Raw genomic sequence first — 14,976 nt, forward strand, 5'->3', positions numbered from 1 at the left:
GTTGTTGTGTAGTTGTTGTGACCAATGAAAAACTGTTGTAGCTTCTTCAATTCGAAAATTAAACGCTTTCGAAGACGTTATATTGTAAACAAAAAACCACGCTAAAAGCGTGGTCTTCGTATTTAGATTATTTTCTTAATCCTAATTCTTTAACGATAGCACGATATCTTAAGATATCTTTTTTAGTTAAGTAGTCTAATAAAGCTCTACGCTTACCAACCAACTTTACTAGAGAACGCTCAGAGTTATAATCTTTACGATTGTTTTTTAAGTGCTCAGTTAAATGGTTAATTCTGTACGTAAATAACGCAATTTGTCCTTCAGCAGAACCGGTATCATTTTTTCCTTTACCGTGTTTTGCGAAGATTTCTTCTTTTTTCTCTTTAGATAAATACATTCTAATATTATTGTAAATGATTGTTATGTACTTTGAAAGATTTTCTTTCAAGCGGCAAATATAATACTTTCTTTGTGATTTGTGGTTTTTTTTTGTAACTTTTAATCTGTATAACAGTGTTTTAATAAAGTCTCCCCTGGCTAATTAAGAGCTTTTTCCTATTGATCCTGAAAATTTTTGTAGGATGAAAGCTATCCGCTCTTCTCAAAATGTTGCTAATGCATACGATGTTCTCGATCGTGTGTTTAACAATACATATAATGGTATTGCTGTTGTAAGTATGGATGGCAATTGGCTTAAAATGAACGAAGCTGTTTCTGATATTTTTGGTTATACAAAATCCGAACTTTTTAATATGGATATAGACAACATTGTCTTTATTGAAGACTTGGGCGTGCATGAAGAAAAGTTTGAAAAGTTAATAAGTGGAAAAATAGATAAGTATCGCGTAAAGCAGCGCTATTTTCATAAAAGCGGAGATGTTATTTGGGTGTTAATCTATGTGACTCTTGTGTACTTTAAAGAGGGTAGACCACATATGATTTGGCAGTTTACAGATATAACCAATCGTCAAAAAAATCAAGATAAGTTAAAAGCTATGTTGAGTGTGGCTAAAGAGCAGAACGATAGATTAACGTCTTTTGCAAATATAGTAACGCATAATCTTAGATCGCATTCAGGAAATCTTACTTCGCTAACGAAATTCTTAGAAGACGACTTTGAAGGAATAAAAGCTAACGAGAACTACAATATGTTAAAGCAAGCAGTAGATAATTTAGAAGAAACCGTTGCTCACCTTACAGAAGTTGCAAAGATTAGAGAAATAGAACCTTCAAAATTACAAGACCTTAATCTTTATGAATATGTTGAAAAAGCCATGTATAATATCATTGCTATGGCACAAAACTCAAATGCTTTAATTTATAATGAAATAGATGAATCTCACTATATAAAAGGTGTGCCTGCATATCTAGATAGTATAATCCTAAATTTTCTTACCAATGCCATTAAGTATAAATCTGAAAAAAGGACACCTATTATTGAATTGACCTCTTTAGTTGAAGACGAGCACATTGTTTTCAAAATTAAAGATAATGGATTAGGTATCGATATAGATAAGTTTGGTGACAAGCTATTTCAGATGTACAAAACTTTTCATTATAACGATGATGCCATAGGTATTGGTCTTTTTATTACCAAAAATCATATTGAATCTTTAGGAGGTAAGGTTACTGTAAGCAGTGAGGTAGACTTAGGAACAGAGTTTTCAATTTATTTTAGAAAAGCATAAATTTTATTTTTCGATTAAACTTTTTTCAATTGTTATAGTCTTAACATCATATTAACAATAAAAAAAGTAATCATGAATTATTCAAATTACAAACTCAAACATGTCATTTTTAATGACATAAGTAAAAAAATTAATGTCCTTAAAAAAGGAATTTTAAGCCTTTTGGTTTTAGGTTTAACATTTACCTCTTGTAGCGACAATGATGAAGTTATAGAAACAGAAGATGTAACACAAGATACTACTGAAGTACAGCGTTCTGCTGAAATCGACCAAATAGATAATATTTTAGGTGATATAGTTATAGATGCTTATGAGCAACAAGAGTTTGAGTCGGCAGATAGAATTGAATACACCCAAGACAATTCTTCAAGAGAAACGTACTCTAGAGATATTCCAGAATGTGTTACAATTACTGTGGTAGCACAACAAAATTACAGAGAAGTAACGTTAGATTTTGGTACAGAAGGATGTGTGGTTAATGAACACTTAATACAAGGACAGATTGTTTTTGATTATACCAGAAATCCAGAAGCACAAGAAATTGCTATTAATTATAATTTAGTTGATTTCTATTTTGATGCTAAAAATGTAATTGCAAGTCGTTCTATTTTGAAAGAATTATCTAACGACAACGGAAATCCACAGTTTACACACAACTTAAATGTTACAGTTATATGGCCAAATGGTGTGCAAGCTTCTAGAGAAGGAACTAGGATAAGAGAATGGGTTGAAGGTTTTGGAAGTGGTGTTTTTAGTGATAATGTTTTTGAAATTACAGGAAATTGGACTGCAACTTTTGTAAATGGTAATACACATACCTACGAAGTTTTAGTTCCGCTAAGAAGAGAGGTTGTTTGTGCCTATTTTGTAAGTGGTTCTTTTGATGTGCAACGTACAAATTTTGGTGGTATCTTCGATTTTGGTGAAGGCGATTGCGATAACCAAGCGACGTTTACTTTTAACAACGGTACAGAAATACCTATAGTGCTAAATTAGATTTAGTTTTAGTTGATTGGAGTAAAAAAGCGAGCCATTAGGCTCGCTTTTTTACGCTCTTAAAGGTTGATTCTTTATTAAATCGATATATTGATTTACTTTTTTCTTTAAATCTTTTCTGTGTGTTATAAAGTCTAAGAAACCATGTTCTAATAAGAACTCTGAGGTTTGGAACCCTTCAGGAAGTTCTTGTCCTGTAGTATCTCTAACAACTCTTGGGCCTGCGAAACCAATTAATGCACCAGGTTCTGCAATATTAATATCACCTAGCATCGCAAATGAAGCTGTAGTACCTCCTGTAGTTGGGTCTGTACATAAAGAAATATAAGGAATACCAGCATCTGCAAGTTGTGCTAATTTAGCTGAAGTTTTAGCTAACTGCATTAGTGATAAGGCAGCTTCCATCATACGAGCACCACCAGATTTACTAATAATCATAAATGGAATCTTTTTCTTTAAAGCATAGTCTGCAGCTCTTGCAATTTTTTCACCAACAACACTACCCATAGATCCACCTATAAACCCAAAGTCCATACAGGCAACAACTAAATCTTCTCCCATAGATTTTCCTACGGCAGTTCGCACAGCATCTTTAAGGTTAGTTTTAGCTTGTGCAGCTTTTAAACGATCTGGGTATTTCTTGGTGTCCTCAAATTTAAGAGGGTCCTTAGATGTTAAATTTGTATCTAATTCTTTAAACTTATTGTCGTCAAAAAGAATTTCAAAATACTCTTTGCTTCCAATTCTTACATGATAGCCATCTTCTGGACTTACGTAAAAATTTTGTTCTAATTCTTTAGTGTCTATTATTTTACCAGTAGGAGATTTGTACCAAAGTCCTTTGGGAGTGTCTTTTTTCTCTTCTGTAGAGGTTTGAATTCCTTTATCCTTTCTTTTAAACCAAGCCATATAAATTTGATTTTTAAACCCTTAGACTTCACTTAGGGTAATTTTAATCATAGATAAAAAAAGATTTCTATAATTATTGCTATTAGTTAGTTGAAGCAAAATTACTACTATTTAATTAAACTCAAAAGTAGTTGTTTCATGTAATTGTTAAAATAAACAAACCTATCAAAACTATAAGACAGTCTTGATAGGTCTGAAAATATGGAATGCATTATTATAACGTATCTACATTATTTAAGTCTTCAAATGCTTTTTTAAGACGCTCAACAAAAGCTTGTTCTCCTTTTCTTAACCAAACTCTTGGATCGTAATATTTTTTGTTTGGTACATCGTCACCTTCAGGATTACCAATTTGAGTTTGTAGGTAATCATGATTGTCTTGTACATAATCTCTAACACCACTTAAGAAAGCCCATTGCATATCAGTATCAATATTCATTTTAATTACTCCATAGCCAATAGCTTCTCTGATCTCTTCAACTGTAGAGCCAGAACCACCATGAAAAACAAAATCAATATGATTGTGACCAACATTATATTTTTCTGTGATATATTCTTGCGAGTTCTTTAAAATTTTTGGTGTCAATTTAACATTACCTGGTTTATATACACCATGAACGTTACCAAATGCAGCAGCAACAGTAAACTGGTCACTAACTTTGCTTAATTCTTCATAAGCATAAGCCACTTCTTCTGGTTGTGTGTATAATTTTGAAGCATCTACATCACTATTGTCTACACCATCTTCTTCACCACCTGTAATACCAAGTTCTATCTCTAAAGTCATACCCATTTTGCTCATACGAGCTAAGTACTGTTTACAGATTTCTATGTTTTCTTCAATTGGTTCTTCAGATAAATCAATCATATGAGAACTATAAAGAGGCTTGCCGGTTTCTTCAAAATGCTTTTCGCTAGCATCTAATAAGCCATCAATCCATGGTAATAATTTTTTTGCACAGTGGTCTGTATGTAAGATTACAGGAACCCCATAAGCTTCTGCCATATGGTGTACATGTTTTGCACCTGCAATAGCACCTGCAATAGCACCTTTTTGATCTTCGTTTCCTAGACCTTTTCCTGCATTAAATTGCGCACCTCCATTAGAAAACTGAATAATTACTGGAGCATTTAAAGCTTTAGCAGTTTCTAAAACACCATTAATAGAATTTGAACCTATAACATTAACTGCTGGTAAGGCAAATCCTTTTTCTTTAGCTAGTTTGAAAATTTCCTGAACTTCTCTTCCTGTTGCAACGCCAGGTTTGATATTATGACTCATTATTTTATGATTGAAAATTAGATATCAAAAATACATAATTTTAGTCATTTTTTGATGTGAATAATCAGAATAATGGCTATAAAATATCGAAAACGATGTAGATGAATTAATGCAGTTAGAAAGGATAATTTATACCAATATTGTACACCGCATTTCTAAAGTTATAGTTTCTAAACCAACGACTACCTTCTTGTTGCGAAGGGTCATAGGTTTTAAAACCAGTATCAAAGCGAAGTACAAAAAAACCGAAATCATAACGAAGTCCAAAACCAGAACCAACGGCTATATTTTCGAGTGAATTAAAATCAGTGAAGGTCGCTCTATCATCTTCAACATTGTCCAAAACATTCCAGATGTTTCCTGCGTCAACAAAGAGTGCGCCTCTTAAATCTCCAAAAAGTCCAAAACGTTGTTCTGCACTTAAGTGAATCTTAAAGTTAGCTTCGTTAAATTCATTAGTAGAGCTAGAGCTTCCTGGCCCTAGGTTATAAGCTGTCCAAGCTCTGTTGTCATTAGGTCCACCAGCAAAGAAACTTTCGGCAAAAGGAATACTGTTAGAGTTGCCGTAAGGTATGGCTATACCAGCATAACTTCTAAATGCGAAAACATTGTTTTTGCCTAAGTCGAAATATTTTACATAGTCAACTTCAGTTTTAAAATACTGAGAAAATGCCACACCAAATACCTCATAATCTCCATTGCTGTTTTTTGGAGCACCAAATATTTCAGATAGGTTAGATAGTAAATTACCAGCTAGCTCAACGCGCCATTTAAAAATAGAAAAATCATTGTCAAAAATACTTGTGCGTCTATCTTTTTTATAATCAAAACTTGTTGAGAAAATAAGGTTATTTTCTGTAAGTCTTTGTTTTCGTTCTTCAATATTATTTATAGTTATAAAATCATCATCATTAGATGACAAGCTCGTATTTCCGTTAAGTACGTCATTAATAAATTGATTAGCTTCATTAGGAATGGATAGATTTTCTTCTGTAGCTATATAGCCAATGTTTCGCGCAATAGTATTAAGTCTACTGAAAGAGTTTGTGTAAACTCCAAAGTAATTACTTGTATTTAAGTTTTTTACAAACTGAACATTAAAGAGTTCTAGAGTATTAGAAACTGTTCTTGAAGGTGACCAATTGTAACTTAAAAGTCCGGATAAGGTTTGCTTATCTAATCCAATATTCTGTTGACTTGTCGTGGATATATTAATTGCTGTACTAGGCGACATGTATTTTGGGATAATACTGTCTGTGTTAAATGGTGTAAATAATCTTGGGATTGTTAACCTAATATTACCACCAAACTCATTGATGTCAAAAAAGGCATCATCATCTTCACTGCCATCTCTCGAAGCACCAATGGCTGCAATACCACTAATTTCTAAAGTTTCTGCTCCTCTAAAAATATTTCTAATTTTTAAACCAGGAGTTACAGAAAAACCAATGGTCTGTATATTGCTTTGAGAGACATCTAAGTCTAAGCTTAGTGCGTATTTTTTCTTTGGTTCTAGATATATGTTTGCAGTTAATGTAGTATCCTCAGTATTTTCAATGTATTCAATACTTGGATATCTGAACATTTGTAAATCATTAAGGTAGCGTAAAGATCTGCTACGTGCTAGGTCTGTATAGATATCACCTTTATTTATAAAAACAGCATCAGTTAATGCCTTAGGCCTAAATCTTAGTTTCTCTTTGCTGTATAAATTGTAGTCCTTGTAGATTGTTGTGTCTGAAATTGTTTTGAAGCGATTATCAAAATTATCGTCTGTAAATATGTTGACTTCTTTTATTTTATAAATTTTGAAAGGTTCAATCCTAGAAGAATCTTCTGTTCTTACAGTTCTATTTGCTATTATAATGTCTGTATTAACCTTATGGTTGGTATCTATGGTGTCTGTTTCAAACCTAATGTAGTCTTGACCAAAATAGTAGAAACCAGCATTTCTCAAATAGGTGTTGATGCGCTCACGCTCATTTTCAAAATTTTGTTCATCGTATTGTTCTCCTTTCTTTAGAAGTGTTTTTCTAATAAATTTAGGATAAAGGGAATCTATTGAAGGACTACTAATAACTGGTTTTAAAGAGTCTAAAAAATAGGGCTGTCTTTTAGTAACTTTGTACGTGACTTGTGCTCTTTTGTTACTGTCTTTGTCAACTTCAAAAGTTACCTTATTATCAAACCAACCTTTGCTGTAGTAATATTTTCTAAGGTTATTTGCCGTTTTTAATGTTTTATCTTCGTTGTAAATGGTAGGCTTTTCACCAGTGCGTTTTAGCCAACTATTAAAATTTTTTCTAGCTTCAATTTCGCGGTCAAATTGTTTTTTAGATAATAGTTTTGTTTTCCAGTGTACTTTTGACGAATCATTGAGTACTTTGGCTTTTATTATTGAATCTATGTTAGGTCTTGCCAAATTATAGACATGGAGTTTTAAAGGAAAACCCAGTAGACTATTCATGCCAGAATTGGTTTTCTGAGTAATAATATTGTTGACGCGTTCTTCTTTATTAATCTTATCATCTACAATGATGGTGTTTTTTGTGATTAAATGTTCATTAGATTTTACGCGTTTTACAACATCACAAGAATTTAATAATGTAATAAAAACCAACATCAAAATACCCTTAAGTATTCTAGGAAATTTAGCAAGTATAGAATTTTGAATTTGCAAGTTTATTTGATGTATGTTTTTTTGATATTGGTTGCTATAAACAAAAATTAGTCCAAAAAAGGTTTACTTTGTAATTAACCACAACAAAAGTAAATACATTTTAATGGTTACAAAGCAAGAAATAAAGTTAATTAAAAGTTTAAATCAAAAAAAATACAGGCAACAGTTAGGTCTCTTTACTGTTGAAGGTATAAAAGGCATTACCGAATTTCTTGATTCTGATTTTAAACTTCATAAATTATATACCACCAAACAAATTTTTAGTGCGCCACAAAACCAGATTGTTGAGGTTTCTGAAAATGAACTACGTAAAATTTCAGCTTTAAAAAACCCAAATACAGCATTAGCGGTTTTTGAGATTCCGAAATCAGAAAGTATAGATCTTGATGGATTGATTATTGCCTTAGATGATGTTAGAGATCCTGGGAATTTAGGGACTATTATTAGGCTCTGTGACTGGTATGGTGTAAAGGATTTGGTGTGCAGTCTCAATACTGTAGATTGTTACAATTCTAAAGTAGTGCAAGCTACTATGGGTTCTTTAACGCGAGTTAATATTGTATATGAAGCCCTTTCAAAATTTATGACAAACTATAAAGGTGAAATTTTTGGCACCTATATGGATGGTGAAAATATTTATTGTGCAGACTTACCGAAAGAAGGTGTTATTGTTTTGGGTAATGAGGCCAATGGTATTTCGGACGCAATTACTACAGTTGTAGATAGACGCGTTACAATTCCTCAGTTTGGAACAGCCAAAGACACAGAGAGCCTAAATGTAGCTAATGCAACAGCTATTATCTTAAGTGAATTTAGAAGGAGAATTATTGAAATGTAAAGTTTATAAAAATGCCTCTGGTTTGCATTTTAGCAACATTACCAGTCCATGGACTGTTCGGGTCGGCATCTCTTACAATTTCATCATTTATAGCAAAAACACCACGAATTGAAGGAGTAAATTTAAAATAAAGAAGGTATAAGTCTATTCCAAAGCCAATTTCGTAGAAGTAAGTGTTTTTCTTCATTCTAAATTCGCCAGCACTATTATCGTCAGGATTGTCTTGATTGCTAGAGAGGTTTAATGCTGTTGAAAAACCACCAACTATAAAGGGTTTAAAGTTATTTATTCGTTTTGTTGAAACCTTCAATAGTAAAGGAATATGAATGTAAGTAGATTTTACTTCTCGCAATAAGTCAGAGTCGTTAAAATCGGTACCTTCAAAATAACTTTGGTTATACATTAAATTTCTGGTGGTAAAGAAAACACCTGGCTCTAATCTTAAATTCATGTAGTTGTTAATACGCATGTCTCCAATAAGACCAAGATGAAACCCAAACGTATTGTCAACTAAGATATCATCAAGATTTTCTTCATACTCAAACTTAAAATCATATTGATTAAACCCTAAGAAATAACCCCAAGACAAGAATTTTTGGTCTAAATTATCTATGTTGTTGGCTACCTTTTCCTTAGTAAACAATTGTGCAGTTGCTAATTGAGATGCCATTATAAATGTTAAGAAAACTAGGATTTTCTTCATAACTATGCTTTAGATGCTGTATATATTGTTGCCACACCCATGGTTTGTGGTTTATCTTCGACATTAATAAACCCAATTTTTCTCAAAATATTGTTTAGCTCCTCACCATAAGGAAAAACCGAAGCCGATTCGCTCAAGTAGTTATAAGCTATTTTGTCTTTTGAAAATAATTTTCCAATAGTTGGTAATATAAATTTTGAGTAGATATTGTATCCAAATTTATAAATTGAATTTGTTGGTACCGAAGTTTCTAAAATAACAAAAATTCCGTTTGGCTTTAACACTCTTAATATTTCTGAAAGTCCTTTTTCTAGATTTTCAAAATTTCTTACACCAAAAGCAACCGTTATGGCGTCAAAAGTATTGCCATCAAAAGGTAAATTCTCTGAGTCTCCAATAACCATTGAGATGATATTCTCTAATTTTTTTGTGACTATTTTTTTTCTTCCCACCTCTAGCATACCATTGCTAATGTCCAAACCAATAATTTCTTTGGCATTGGTTGAGGCAAGGTTAATGGCTAAGTCACCTGTGCCAGTTGCAATATCTAAAATATTTTCTGGTTGTTTTTGGCTAACAATTTTAACGACTTTATTTCGCCATTTTACATCAATACCAAAAGAAATAACACGATTCAGTCCATCATATTCGTTAGAAATGGTGTCAAACATTTCGGTAACCTGTTCTTTTTTAGAAGCGTTACTGTTTTTGTATGGTTTAACTTTTTCAGCCATTAAAATTTTTTTGCAAAAATACGTGAAATTTTTTGTTTGAAAATTCACAATTCTCAATTCACAAATGAAAAATTTCCTGAAATGTTAATAGTTTGTCATTGCTATTAAGTTTAAAGCTTTGAAACACGTTAACTTATTACTTCTTACTATATTTGTATGTTTATTTTGAATAAAAGTTTAGATGAAAATAATTATCGCAGGTGCAGGAGAGGTAGGATTTCATTTGGCAAAATTATTGTCCTACGAGTCGCAAGAGATAACACTTATAGATACTAAAAAGGATAACTTAACCTATGCAGGTGAGCATCTGGATATAAAAACAATTAAGGGAGACGCCACATCTATTGCTATTTTAAGAGAGGCACGTATAGATTCGGTAGAGCTGTTTATAGCGGTTACATCTTCTGAAACTACAAATATTACAGCATGTGTGCTGGCAAAACAACTTGGCGCTCAGCGTACAATTGCCAGAATATCTAATACAGAATTTATTGACGAAAAAGATACCATCGGGTTTTCTCAATTTGGTATAGATGAGTTGATTTCACCAGAATCTCTAGCAGCATCAGAAATTGAACTGTTATTAAATCAGTACGGTTTTAACGATACTTATGAGTTTGAAGGTGGTGCATTAACAATGTTGGGTTTAAGACTTTCTAGAACTGCAAAGTTTGTTGGTAAGACAGTAAAGGAAGCTGCAGAATTGTATTCAGAATTACATTTTATTCCAATTGCAATTCAACGATACGGAACACAATATACTATTATTCCACGTGGTGATACACAATTTAAAGAAGGTGATAAAGTAGTCTTTATGACTTCTGCTGGTGGTGATGCTGAATTATTTGAACTTTCAGGTAAGGTTAAGTCTGAAATTAAGAATGTAATGATTCTCGGCGGAAGTAAAATTGGTTACAAAACTGCAAGAGATCTTTGTAAAAGTAAGTTTAACGTAAAACTTGTAGAAAGTAAAAAGCCACTTGCTGAAGATTTAGCAGATAGATTGCCAAATGCTTTAATTATATGTGGTGACGGAAGAAACGTTGAGATTTTAGATGAGGAAAATATTAACGACATGGATGCTTTTATCTCAGTAACTGGTAATTCTGAAACTAATATCATGTCGTGTTTATTAGCGAAGTCAAAAGGTGTAAGAAAAACAATTGCCTTGGTTGAAAACATGGATTATTACCAATTGTCTCAATCTATAGGTATAGATACGCTTATCAATAAAAAACTTCTGGCAGCAAATAACATATTTAGGTACATTAGAAAGGGTGAGGTAGTAGCCATGACGAAGCTTACTAATATGAATGCAGAATTATTAGAATTTGTGGTTAAGCCTAACTCTAAAATTACAAATAAGCTTATTAAGGATTTAAATTTTCCACGATCGGCTATCTTCGGAGGTGTTATTAGAGATGGAGAAGGTATGATTCCTTTAGGAAGCTTTAAAATTGAAGCTGGCGATAGAGTTGTAGTCTGTTGTTTACCGCGTTCTATTTCTGAAGTAGAGGCCTTTTTCTCGTAATTAGTATTATGTCTAGAATTCGACTTAATTATAAAATCATTTTCCATTTTTTTGGATTGCTATTGCTTTTCAATGGTGGTTTTATGATGTTGGCTACGCTAATTAGTCTAATTTACAAAGATGGTGTAACCTTAAATTTATTCTTAGCTAGTTTATCTACTTTGCTCATAGGTGGTGTTGCCATGTATGGCACAAAAAATCACAGTAAAGAGATGAACAAGCGTGAAGGTTATATTGTTGTAGCCTTTGGTTGGATTGTAATGTCGCTAACAGGTACATTGCCTTATATGGCAACAGAATCCATTCCTACATTTACAGAAGCGTTTTTTGAAACCATGTCTGGCTATACAACAACAGGAGCCAGCATTCTTAATGATATAGAAATACTTCCTGAAGGTGTTTTGTTTTGGAGAAGTATGACCCATTGGATAGGTGGTATGGGAATCATTGTACTCGCTATTGCCATTTTACCATTATTGGGAGTTGGAGGTATGCAGCTTTTTGCAGCTGAAGCACCAGGTCCAGGTGGTGATAAATTGCATCCAAGAATTACGGATACTGCAAAACGTTTATGGCTTATATATTTTGGTTATACTGTTGCCGAAACAATTCTTTTACAAGTTGCTGGCATGTCTTTTTTCGATGCTATTAATCATGCATTAAGTACATTATCCACTGGAGGTTTTTCAACTAAAAATGCAAGTATAGCATATTGGAATGATAATCCAACAATCCAATATATCATCATATTTTTCATGTTTTTAGCAGGTACAAATTTTGTGCTGAGTTACTACCTTTTTAAAGGTAATGTTAACAAAATTATTAAGGATGATGAGTTTAAATTATATTTTAAATTCATAGCGATTTTTACCATCATCGCTGCGATTTTAATTTATTTTAGAGCAGATGTGTCTCAGTCTACCATTGCGCATCCAATGGTTTTAGGTGAAGGAGAAAGTGCGTTTAGACATGCTTTATTTCAGGTGTTAGCAGTAGTTACTACAACAGGCTTTGTGTCGGCAGATTATACCATGTGGACACCATTTTTAACAGTATTCTTCTTTGGACTAATGTTTTTAGGTGGTTCTGCTGGTAGTACCTCTGGAGGTGTTAAGGTTGTACGTCACTTAATTTTAATTAAGAATGGTTTTTTAGAGTTTAAGCGCTCATTACACCCTAATGCTATTTTACCTGTTCGATATAATACAAAATCGGTGTCTAAAGACATTGTATTTAATGTCTTAGGATTCTTTATTCTATATATGCTATCATTTATTATTGGTGGTTTAGGGTTCTCTATGTTTCAGATAGATTTTGAATCTGCTATTGGTCTGTCAGCCTCAAGCTTAGGTAACGTAGGGCCTGCACTCGGTGATTTTGGACCTGTAAATAATTATGCTGCATTACCACCTTTAGGGAAATGGTGGGCTTCATTTTTAATGCTGATTGGTCGATTAGAATTGTTCACAGTACTTATAATTTTGACTCCTTTTTTCTGGAGAAACAGATAAAATTTCAAAATTTTTTGATTTTTTTTAAAATTTAGCTAGTCTATAATTTTACTATTGTTTTTTGAGTTTTATGTGCTATAAATCAAGCTATTGTTGAGATGCTGCTTGTAACATTTTTATTTCTGTTGCGTCATATTTGCGTAACCAATTAAAAATTATCAATCATGGAATTAGTATTAAATCAAGAATTAGAATCTGTACCAGAACCCATTGCGGTATCGCATTACACAACAAACGGTTTGTTAACTTCTAATTACAAATCTATTGTGAAGCACAACTTTAGCAAGTCTACAACAAAATCTGTTTTCGGAATTAGACAGCGTATTAAGTCTTCACAATTAGGTAAAGTAGACCACGTTGCAGCTATATTAAAATTATCTGTATTCGTTATAGCTTTAATCGCTATTTTCTAAAATGTATTCACTTTACTTTCTGAACTCAAACTGGCATTTTTAAAAAATACCTTTTATCTCTATTAACATGTATATAGATACAATGTTAATGCTCTATACCTTAATTTAAAAGTAAGAAACTATGTCAGGAGGATATATGTCAACGAGTATTAAAAATAATCTAAGTTTGCTTTCTAAAAGAGAAAAACTTAGAAATACTTTAGGTAGTAAAAAGCATACCAGAAAGACAGAGTATAACTTACCGAAAGCTTCTAACAAGGAACTAAGTATTATTGCTAGACGCATGAGAGAAGAACACAAGCTTAGAATGGCAAAAGTAATAGTGGTAACAGCAATTCTATTTTTTATTCTCGCAGCTGTTTTTCTTGCTTCAAGAGGTGGTATAGTTGAGCTTTTAACGTATTAAATAAAATAAAACTTTGGTTTGGATGCTATGGCATCATAAAAAAAGCTATAATTCTTAAAGGGAATTATAGCTTTTTTAAAGTTATCGGTAGGCTTAACTTAATGCTTCTTTAATCCTTTTAACAGCTTCGATAATTTGTTCTTGTGAAGCGGCATAAGAAATACGTATACAGTCAGGATTACCAAAAGCTTCACCAGTTACCGTGGCTACTAAAGCTTCTTCCAATAAGAAGAGAGACATGTCAGTAGCGTTGTTTATGGTTTTTCCTTTTATGGTTTTTCCAAAATAGGAAGACACATTAGGGAATACATAAAAAGCACCTTCTGGTTCATTGGTTTTAAAACCTTCAATACTGTCAAGTAAACCTAAAATTAATTGACGACGTTCTTTAAATTCTTCAATCATGTATTGAATTTCAGAAGGATCTGCTTCTAAAGCAGCTATAACCGCACGCTGTGCAATACAGTTTGCACCACTAGTGACTTGACCTTGCATTTTGTTGCACGCTCTGGCAATCCACTCTGGTGCACCAATGTAACCAATTCGCCAACCTGTCATGGCAAAGGCTTTAGAGACACCATTTACAGTAATTGTTCTATTGTACATATTTTCAAACTGTGCCATACTATGATGGCCACCAATAAAATTGATATGCTCATAAATTTCATCTGAAACAACATATATATTAGGGAACTCCTGTAAAACATCTGCAATGGCTCTAAGCTCATCTTTGCTATAAACCGATCCGCTAGGATTACAAGGAGAACTGTACCAAATCATTTTTGTTTTTGGAGTAATAGCAGCTCTTAATTGATCCGCTGTCATTTTAAAATCGTTGCTAATCGCTGTTTTTACTTCAACAGGAACTCCACCATTTAATTTTACGATATCTGCATAGCTAACCCAATAAGGGCATGGTAAAATAACTTCATCACCATCATTAAGCATTACAGAAGCTATATTAAATAAAGCTTGTTTGGCACCAGTAGATACTACTATTTGAGATCTTGAATAGTCCAGCCCATTATCGCGTTTAAACTTTGTAATAATTGCATCTTTAAGTTCTACATAGCCATCAACAGGTGTATAACTATTGTAGTTGTCGTTTACAGCCTTAATAGCTGCTTCTTTTACAAAATCTGGTGTATTAAAGTCTGGTTCACCAAGACTTAATCCAATAATGTCTTTACCCTCTGCTCTAAGTTCTCTGGCTTTTGCAGCCATAGCTAGGGTTGCTGAAGTCGATAGATTATTAATTCTATCTGAAAGTTGGTTCATGTTTTAG

At 32.7% G+C, this 14,976-nt stretch carries 14 protein-coding genes; 7 read left to right on the forward strand and 7 right to left on the reverse strand.

Features of this window, described 5'->3' with window-relative positions; genetic code table 11:
• Positions 1-127: 127 nt before the first annotated feature.
• Complete coding sequence (rpsO, locus tag ACXAFS_RS04590; protein WP_138433348.1) at positions 128-397, reverse strand: 30S ribosomal protein S15; 270 nt, start codon at positions 395-397, stop codon at positions 128-130.
• Positions 398-581: 184 nt separating this feature from the next.
• Here rpsO and ACXAFS_RS04595 point away from each other — a divergent pair, with 184 nt between their 5' ends.
• Both ACXAFS_RS04595 and ACXAFS_RS04600 read left to right on the forward strand, forming a co-directional pair.
• Positions 582-1,688 carry a sensor histidine kinase gene (locus ACXAFS_RS04595; RefSeq protein WP_475305592.1) on the forward strand — a complete coding sequence of 369 codons (1,107 nt, stop codon included), beginning with the start codon at positions 582-584 and terminating at the stop codon, positions 1,686-1,688.
• 72 nt (positions 1,689-1,760) lie between these two features.
• On the forward strand, positions 1,761-2,684 hold the full coding sequence (locus ACXAFS_RS04600; protein ID WP_475305593.1) for a hypothetical protein: 924 nt from the start codon (positions 1,761-1,763) through the stop codon (positions 2,682-2,684).
• A gap of 51 nt (positions 2,685-2,735) precedes the next feature.
• Here the strand turns inward: ACXAFS_RS04600 and accD are convergent, their stop codons facing one another.
• The 3 genes from accD to tamL form a co-directional block, all read right to left on the reverse strand.
• Positions 2,736-3,593 (reverse strand): acetyl-CoA carboxylase, carboxyltransferase subunit beta, encoded by an 858-nt coding sequence (gene accD, locus ACXAFS_RS04605; protein ID WP_138433345.1) that lies wholly within the window; start codon positions 3,591-3,593, stop codon positions 2,736-2,738.
• A 214-nt stretch (positions 3,594-3,807) separates the two neighbouring features.
• On the reverse strand, positions 3,808-4,875 hold the full coding sequence (gene fbaA, locus ACXAFS_RS04610) for a class II fructose-bisphosphate aldolase (RefSeq protein WP_475305594.1): 1,068 nt from the start codon (positions 4,873-4,875) through the stop codon (positions 3,808-3,810).
• Between the two features lie 115 nt (positions 4,876-4,990).
• Positions 4,991-7,555 carry a translocation and assembly module lipoprotein TamL gene (tamL, locus tag ACXAFS_RS04615; protein ID WP_475305595.1) on the reverse strand — a complete coding sequence of 855 codons (2,565 nt, stop codon included), beginning with the start codon at positions 7,553-7,555 and terminating at the stop codon, positions 4,991-4,993.
• 103 nt (positions 7,556-7,658) lie between these two features.
• On the opposite strand from tamL, the gene ACXAFS_RS04620 reads away from it, so the two are divergent.
• The gene (locus ACXAFS_RS04620) at positions 7,659-8,393 is read left to right on the forward strand and encodes a TrmH family RNA methyltransferase (protein ID WP_475305597.1); all 735 of its coding nucleotides are present in this window, start codon (positions 7,659-7,661) and stop codon (positions 8,391-8,393) included.
• Here ACXAFS_RS04620 and porT read toward each other — a convergent pair.
• Positions 8,380-9,096 carry a type IX secretion/gliding motility protein PorT/SprT gene (gene porT, locus ACXAFS_RS04625; protein WP_475305598.1) on the reverse strand — a complete coding sequence of 239 codons (717 nt, stop codon included), beginning with the start codon at positions 9,094-9,096 and terminating at the stop codon, positions 8,380-8,382. The two genes, ACXAFS_RS04620 and porT, sit on opposite strands and share 14 nt — an antisense overlap.
• 2 nt (positions 9,097-9,098) lie before the next feature.
• Positions 9,099-9,830 carry a bifunctional demethylmenaquinone methyltransferase/2-methoxy-6-polyprenyl-1,4-benzoquinol methylase UbiE gene (gene ubiE / locus ACXAFS_RS04630; protein ID WP_475305599.1) on the reverse strand — a complete coding sequence of 244 codons (732 nt, stop codon included), beginning with the start codon at positions 9,828-9,830 and terminating at the stop codon, positions 9,099-9,101.
• A 181-nt stretch (positions 9,831-10,011) separates the two neighbouring features.
• On the opposite strand from ubiE, the gene trkA reads away from it, so the two are divergent.
• From trkA to ACXAFS_RS04650, 4 genes are all read left to right on the forward strand, one after another.
• Positions 10,012-11,361, forward strand: a complete 1,350-nt coding sequence (gene trkA, locus ACXAFS_RS04635) for a Trk system potassium transporter TrkA (protein WP_475305601.1) — start codon at positions 10,012-10,014, stop codon at positions 11,359-11,361.
• 8 nt (positions 11,362-11,369) lie between these two features.
• On the forward strand, positions 11,370-12,872 hold the full coding sequence (locus ACXAFS_RS04640; protein ID WP_475305603.1) for a TrkH family potassium uptake protein: 1,503 nt from the start codon (positions 11,370-11,372) through the stop codon (positions 12,870-12,872).
• A gap of 164 nt (positions 12,873-13,036) precedes the next feature.
• Complete coding sequence (locus ACXAFS_RS04645; RefSeq protein WP_475305604.1) at positions 13,037-13,285, forward strand: hypothetical protein; 249 nt, start codon at positions 13,037-13,039, stop codon at positions 13,283-13,285.
• A 121-nt stretch (positions 13,286-13,406) separates the two neighbouring features.
• Complete coding sequence (locus ACXAFS_RS04650; protein WP_475305605.1) at positions 13,407-13,691, forward strand: hypothetical protein; 285 nt, start codon at positions 13,407-13,409, stop codon at positions 13,689-13,691.
• 93 nt (positions 13,692-13,784) lie between these two features.
• On the opposite strand, the gene ACXAFS_RS04655 is transcribed toward ACXAFS_RS04650, so the two are convergent.
• Complete coding sequence (locus ACXAFS_RS04655; RefSeq protein WP_475305606.1) at positions 13,785-14,969, reverse strand: pyridoxal phosphate-dependent aminotransferase; 1,185 nt, start codon at positions 14,967-14,969, stop codon at positions 13,785-13,787.
• Between the last annotated feature and the right edge of the window lie 7 nt (positions 14,970-14,976).

The organism is Winogradskyella sp. ABM4_392 (genome assembly GCF_056160445.1).

What these genes read in the sequence shown, in the direction of transcription:
- ubiE (WP_475305599.1), bottom strand. Translation starts at nt 9,830, where the DNA reads ATGGCTGAAAAAGTTAAACCATACAAAAACAGTAACGCTTCTAAAAAA.
- ACXAFS_RS04645 (WP_475305604.1), top strand. Translation starts at nt 13,037, where the DNA reads ATGGAATTAGTATTAAATCAAGAATTAGAATCTGTACCAGAACCCATT.
- ACXAFS_RS04595 (WP_475305592.1), top strand. Translation starts at nt 582, where the DNA reads ATGAAAGCTATCCGCTCTTCTCAAAATGTTGCTAATGCATACGATGTT.
- rpsO (WP_138433348.1), bottom strand. Translation starts at nt 397, where the DNA reads ATGTATTTATCTAAAGAGAAAAAAGAAGAAATCTTCGCAAAACACGGT.
- ACXAFS_RS04655 (WP_475305606.1), bottom strand. Translation starts at nt 14,969, where the DNA reads ATGAACCAACTTTCAGATAGAATTAATAATCTATCGACTTCAGCAACC.
- trkA (WP_475305601.1), top strand. Translation starts at nt 10,012, where the DNA reads ATGAAAATAATTATCGCAGGTGCAGGAGAGGTAGGATTTCATTTGGCA.
- porT (WP_475305598.1), bottom strand. Translation starts at nt 9,096, where the DNA reads ATGAAGAAAATCCTAGTTTTCTTAACATTTATAATGGCATCTCAATTA.
- ACXAFS_RS04640 (WP_475305603.1), top strand. Translation starts at nt 11,370, where the DNA reads ATGTCTAGAATTCGACTTAATTATAAAATCATTTTCCATTTTTTTGGA.
- accD (WP_138433345.1), bottom strand. Translation starts at nt 3,593, where the DNA reads ATGGCTTGGTTTAAAAGAAAGGATAAAGGAATTCAAACCTCTACAGAA.
- ACXAFS_RS04620 (WP_475305597.1), top strand. Translation starts at nt 7,659, where the DNA reads ATGGTTACAAAGCAAGAAATAAAGTTAATTAAAAGTTTAAATCAAAAA.
- ACXAFS_RS04650 (WP_475305605.1), top strand. Translation starts at nt 13,407, where the DNA reads ATGTCAGGAGGATATATGTCAACGAGTATTAAAAATAATCTAAGTTTG.
- fbaA (WP_475305594.1), bottom strand. Translation starts at nt 4,875, where the DNA reads ATGAGTCATAATATCAAACCTGGCGTTGCAACAGGAAGAGAAGTTCAG.
- ACXAFS_RS04600 (WP_475305593.1), top strand. Translation starts at nt 1,761, where the DNA reads ATGAATTATTCAAATTACAAACTCAAACATGTCATTTTTAATGACATA.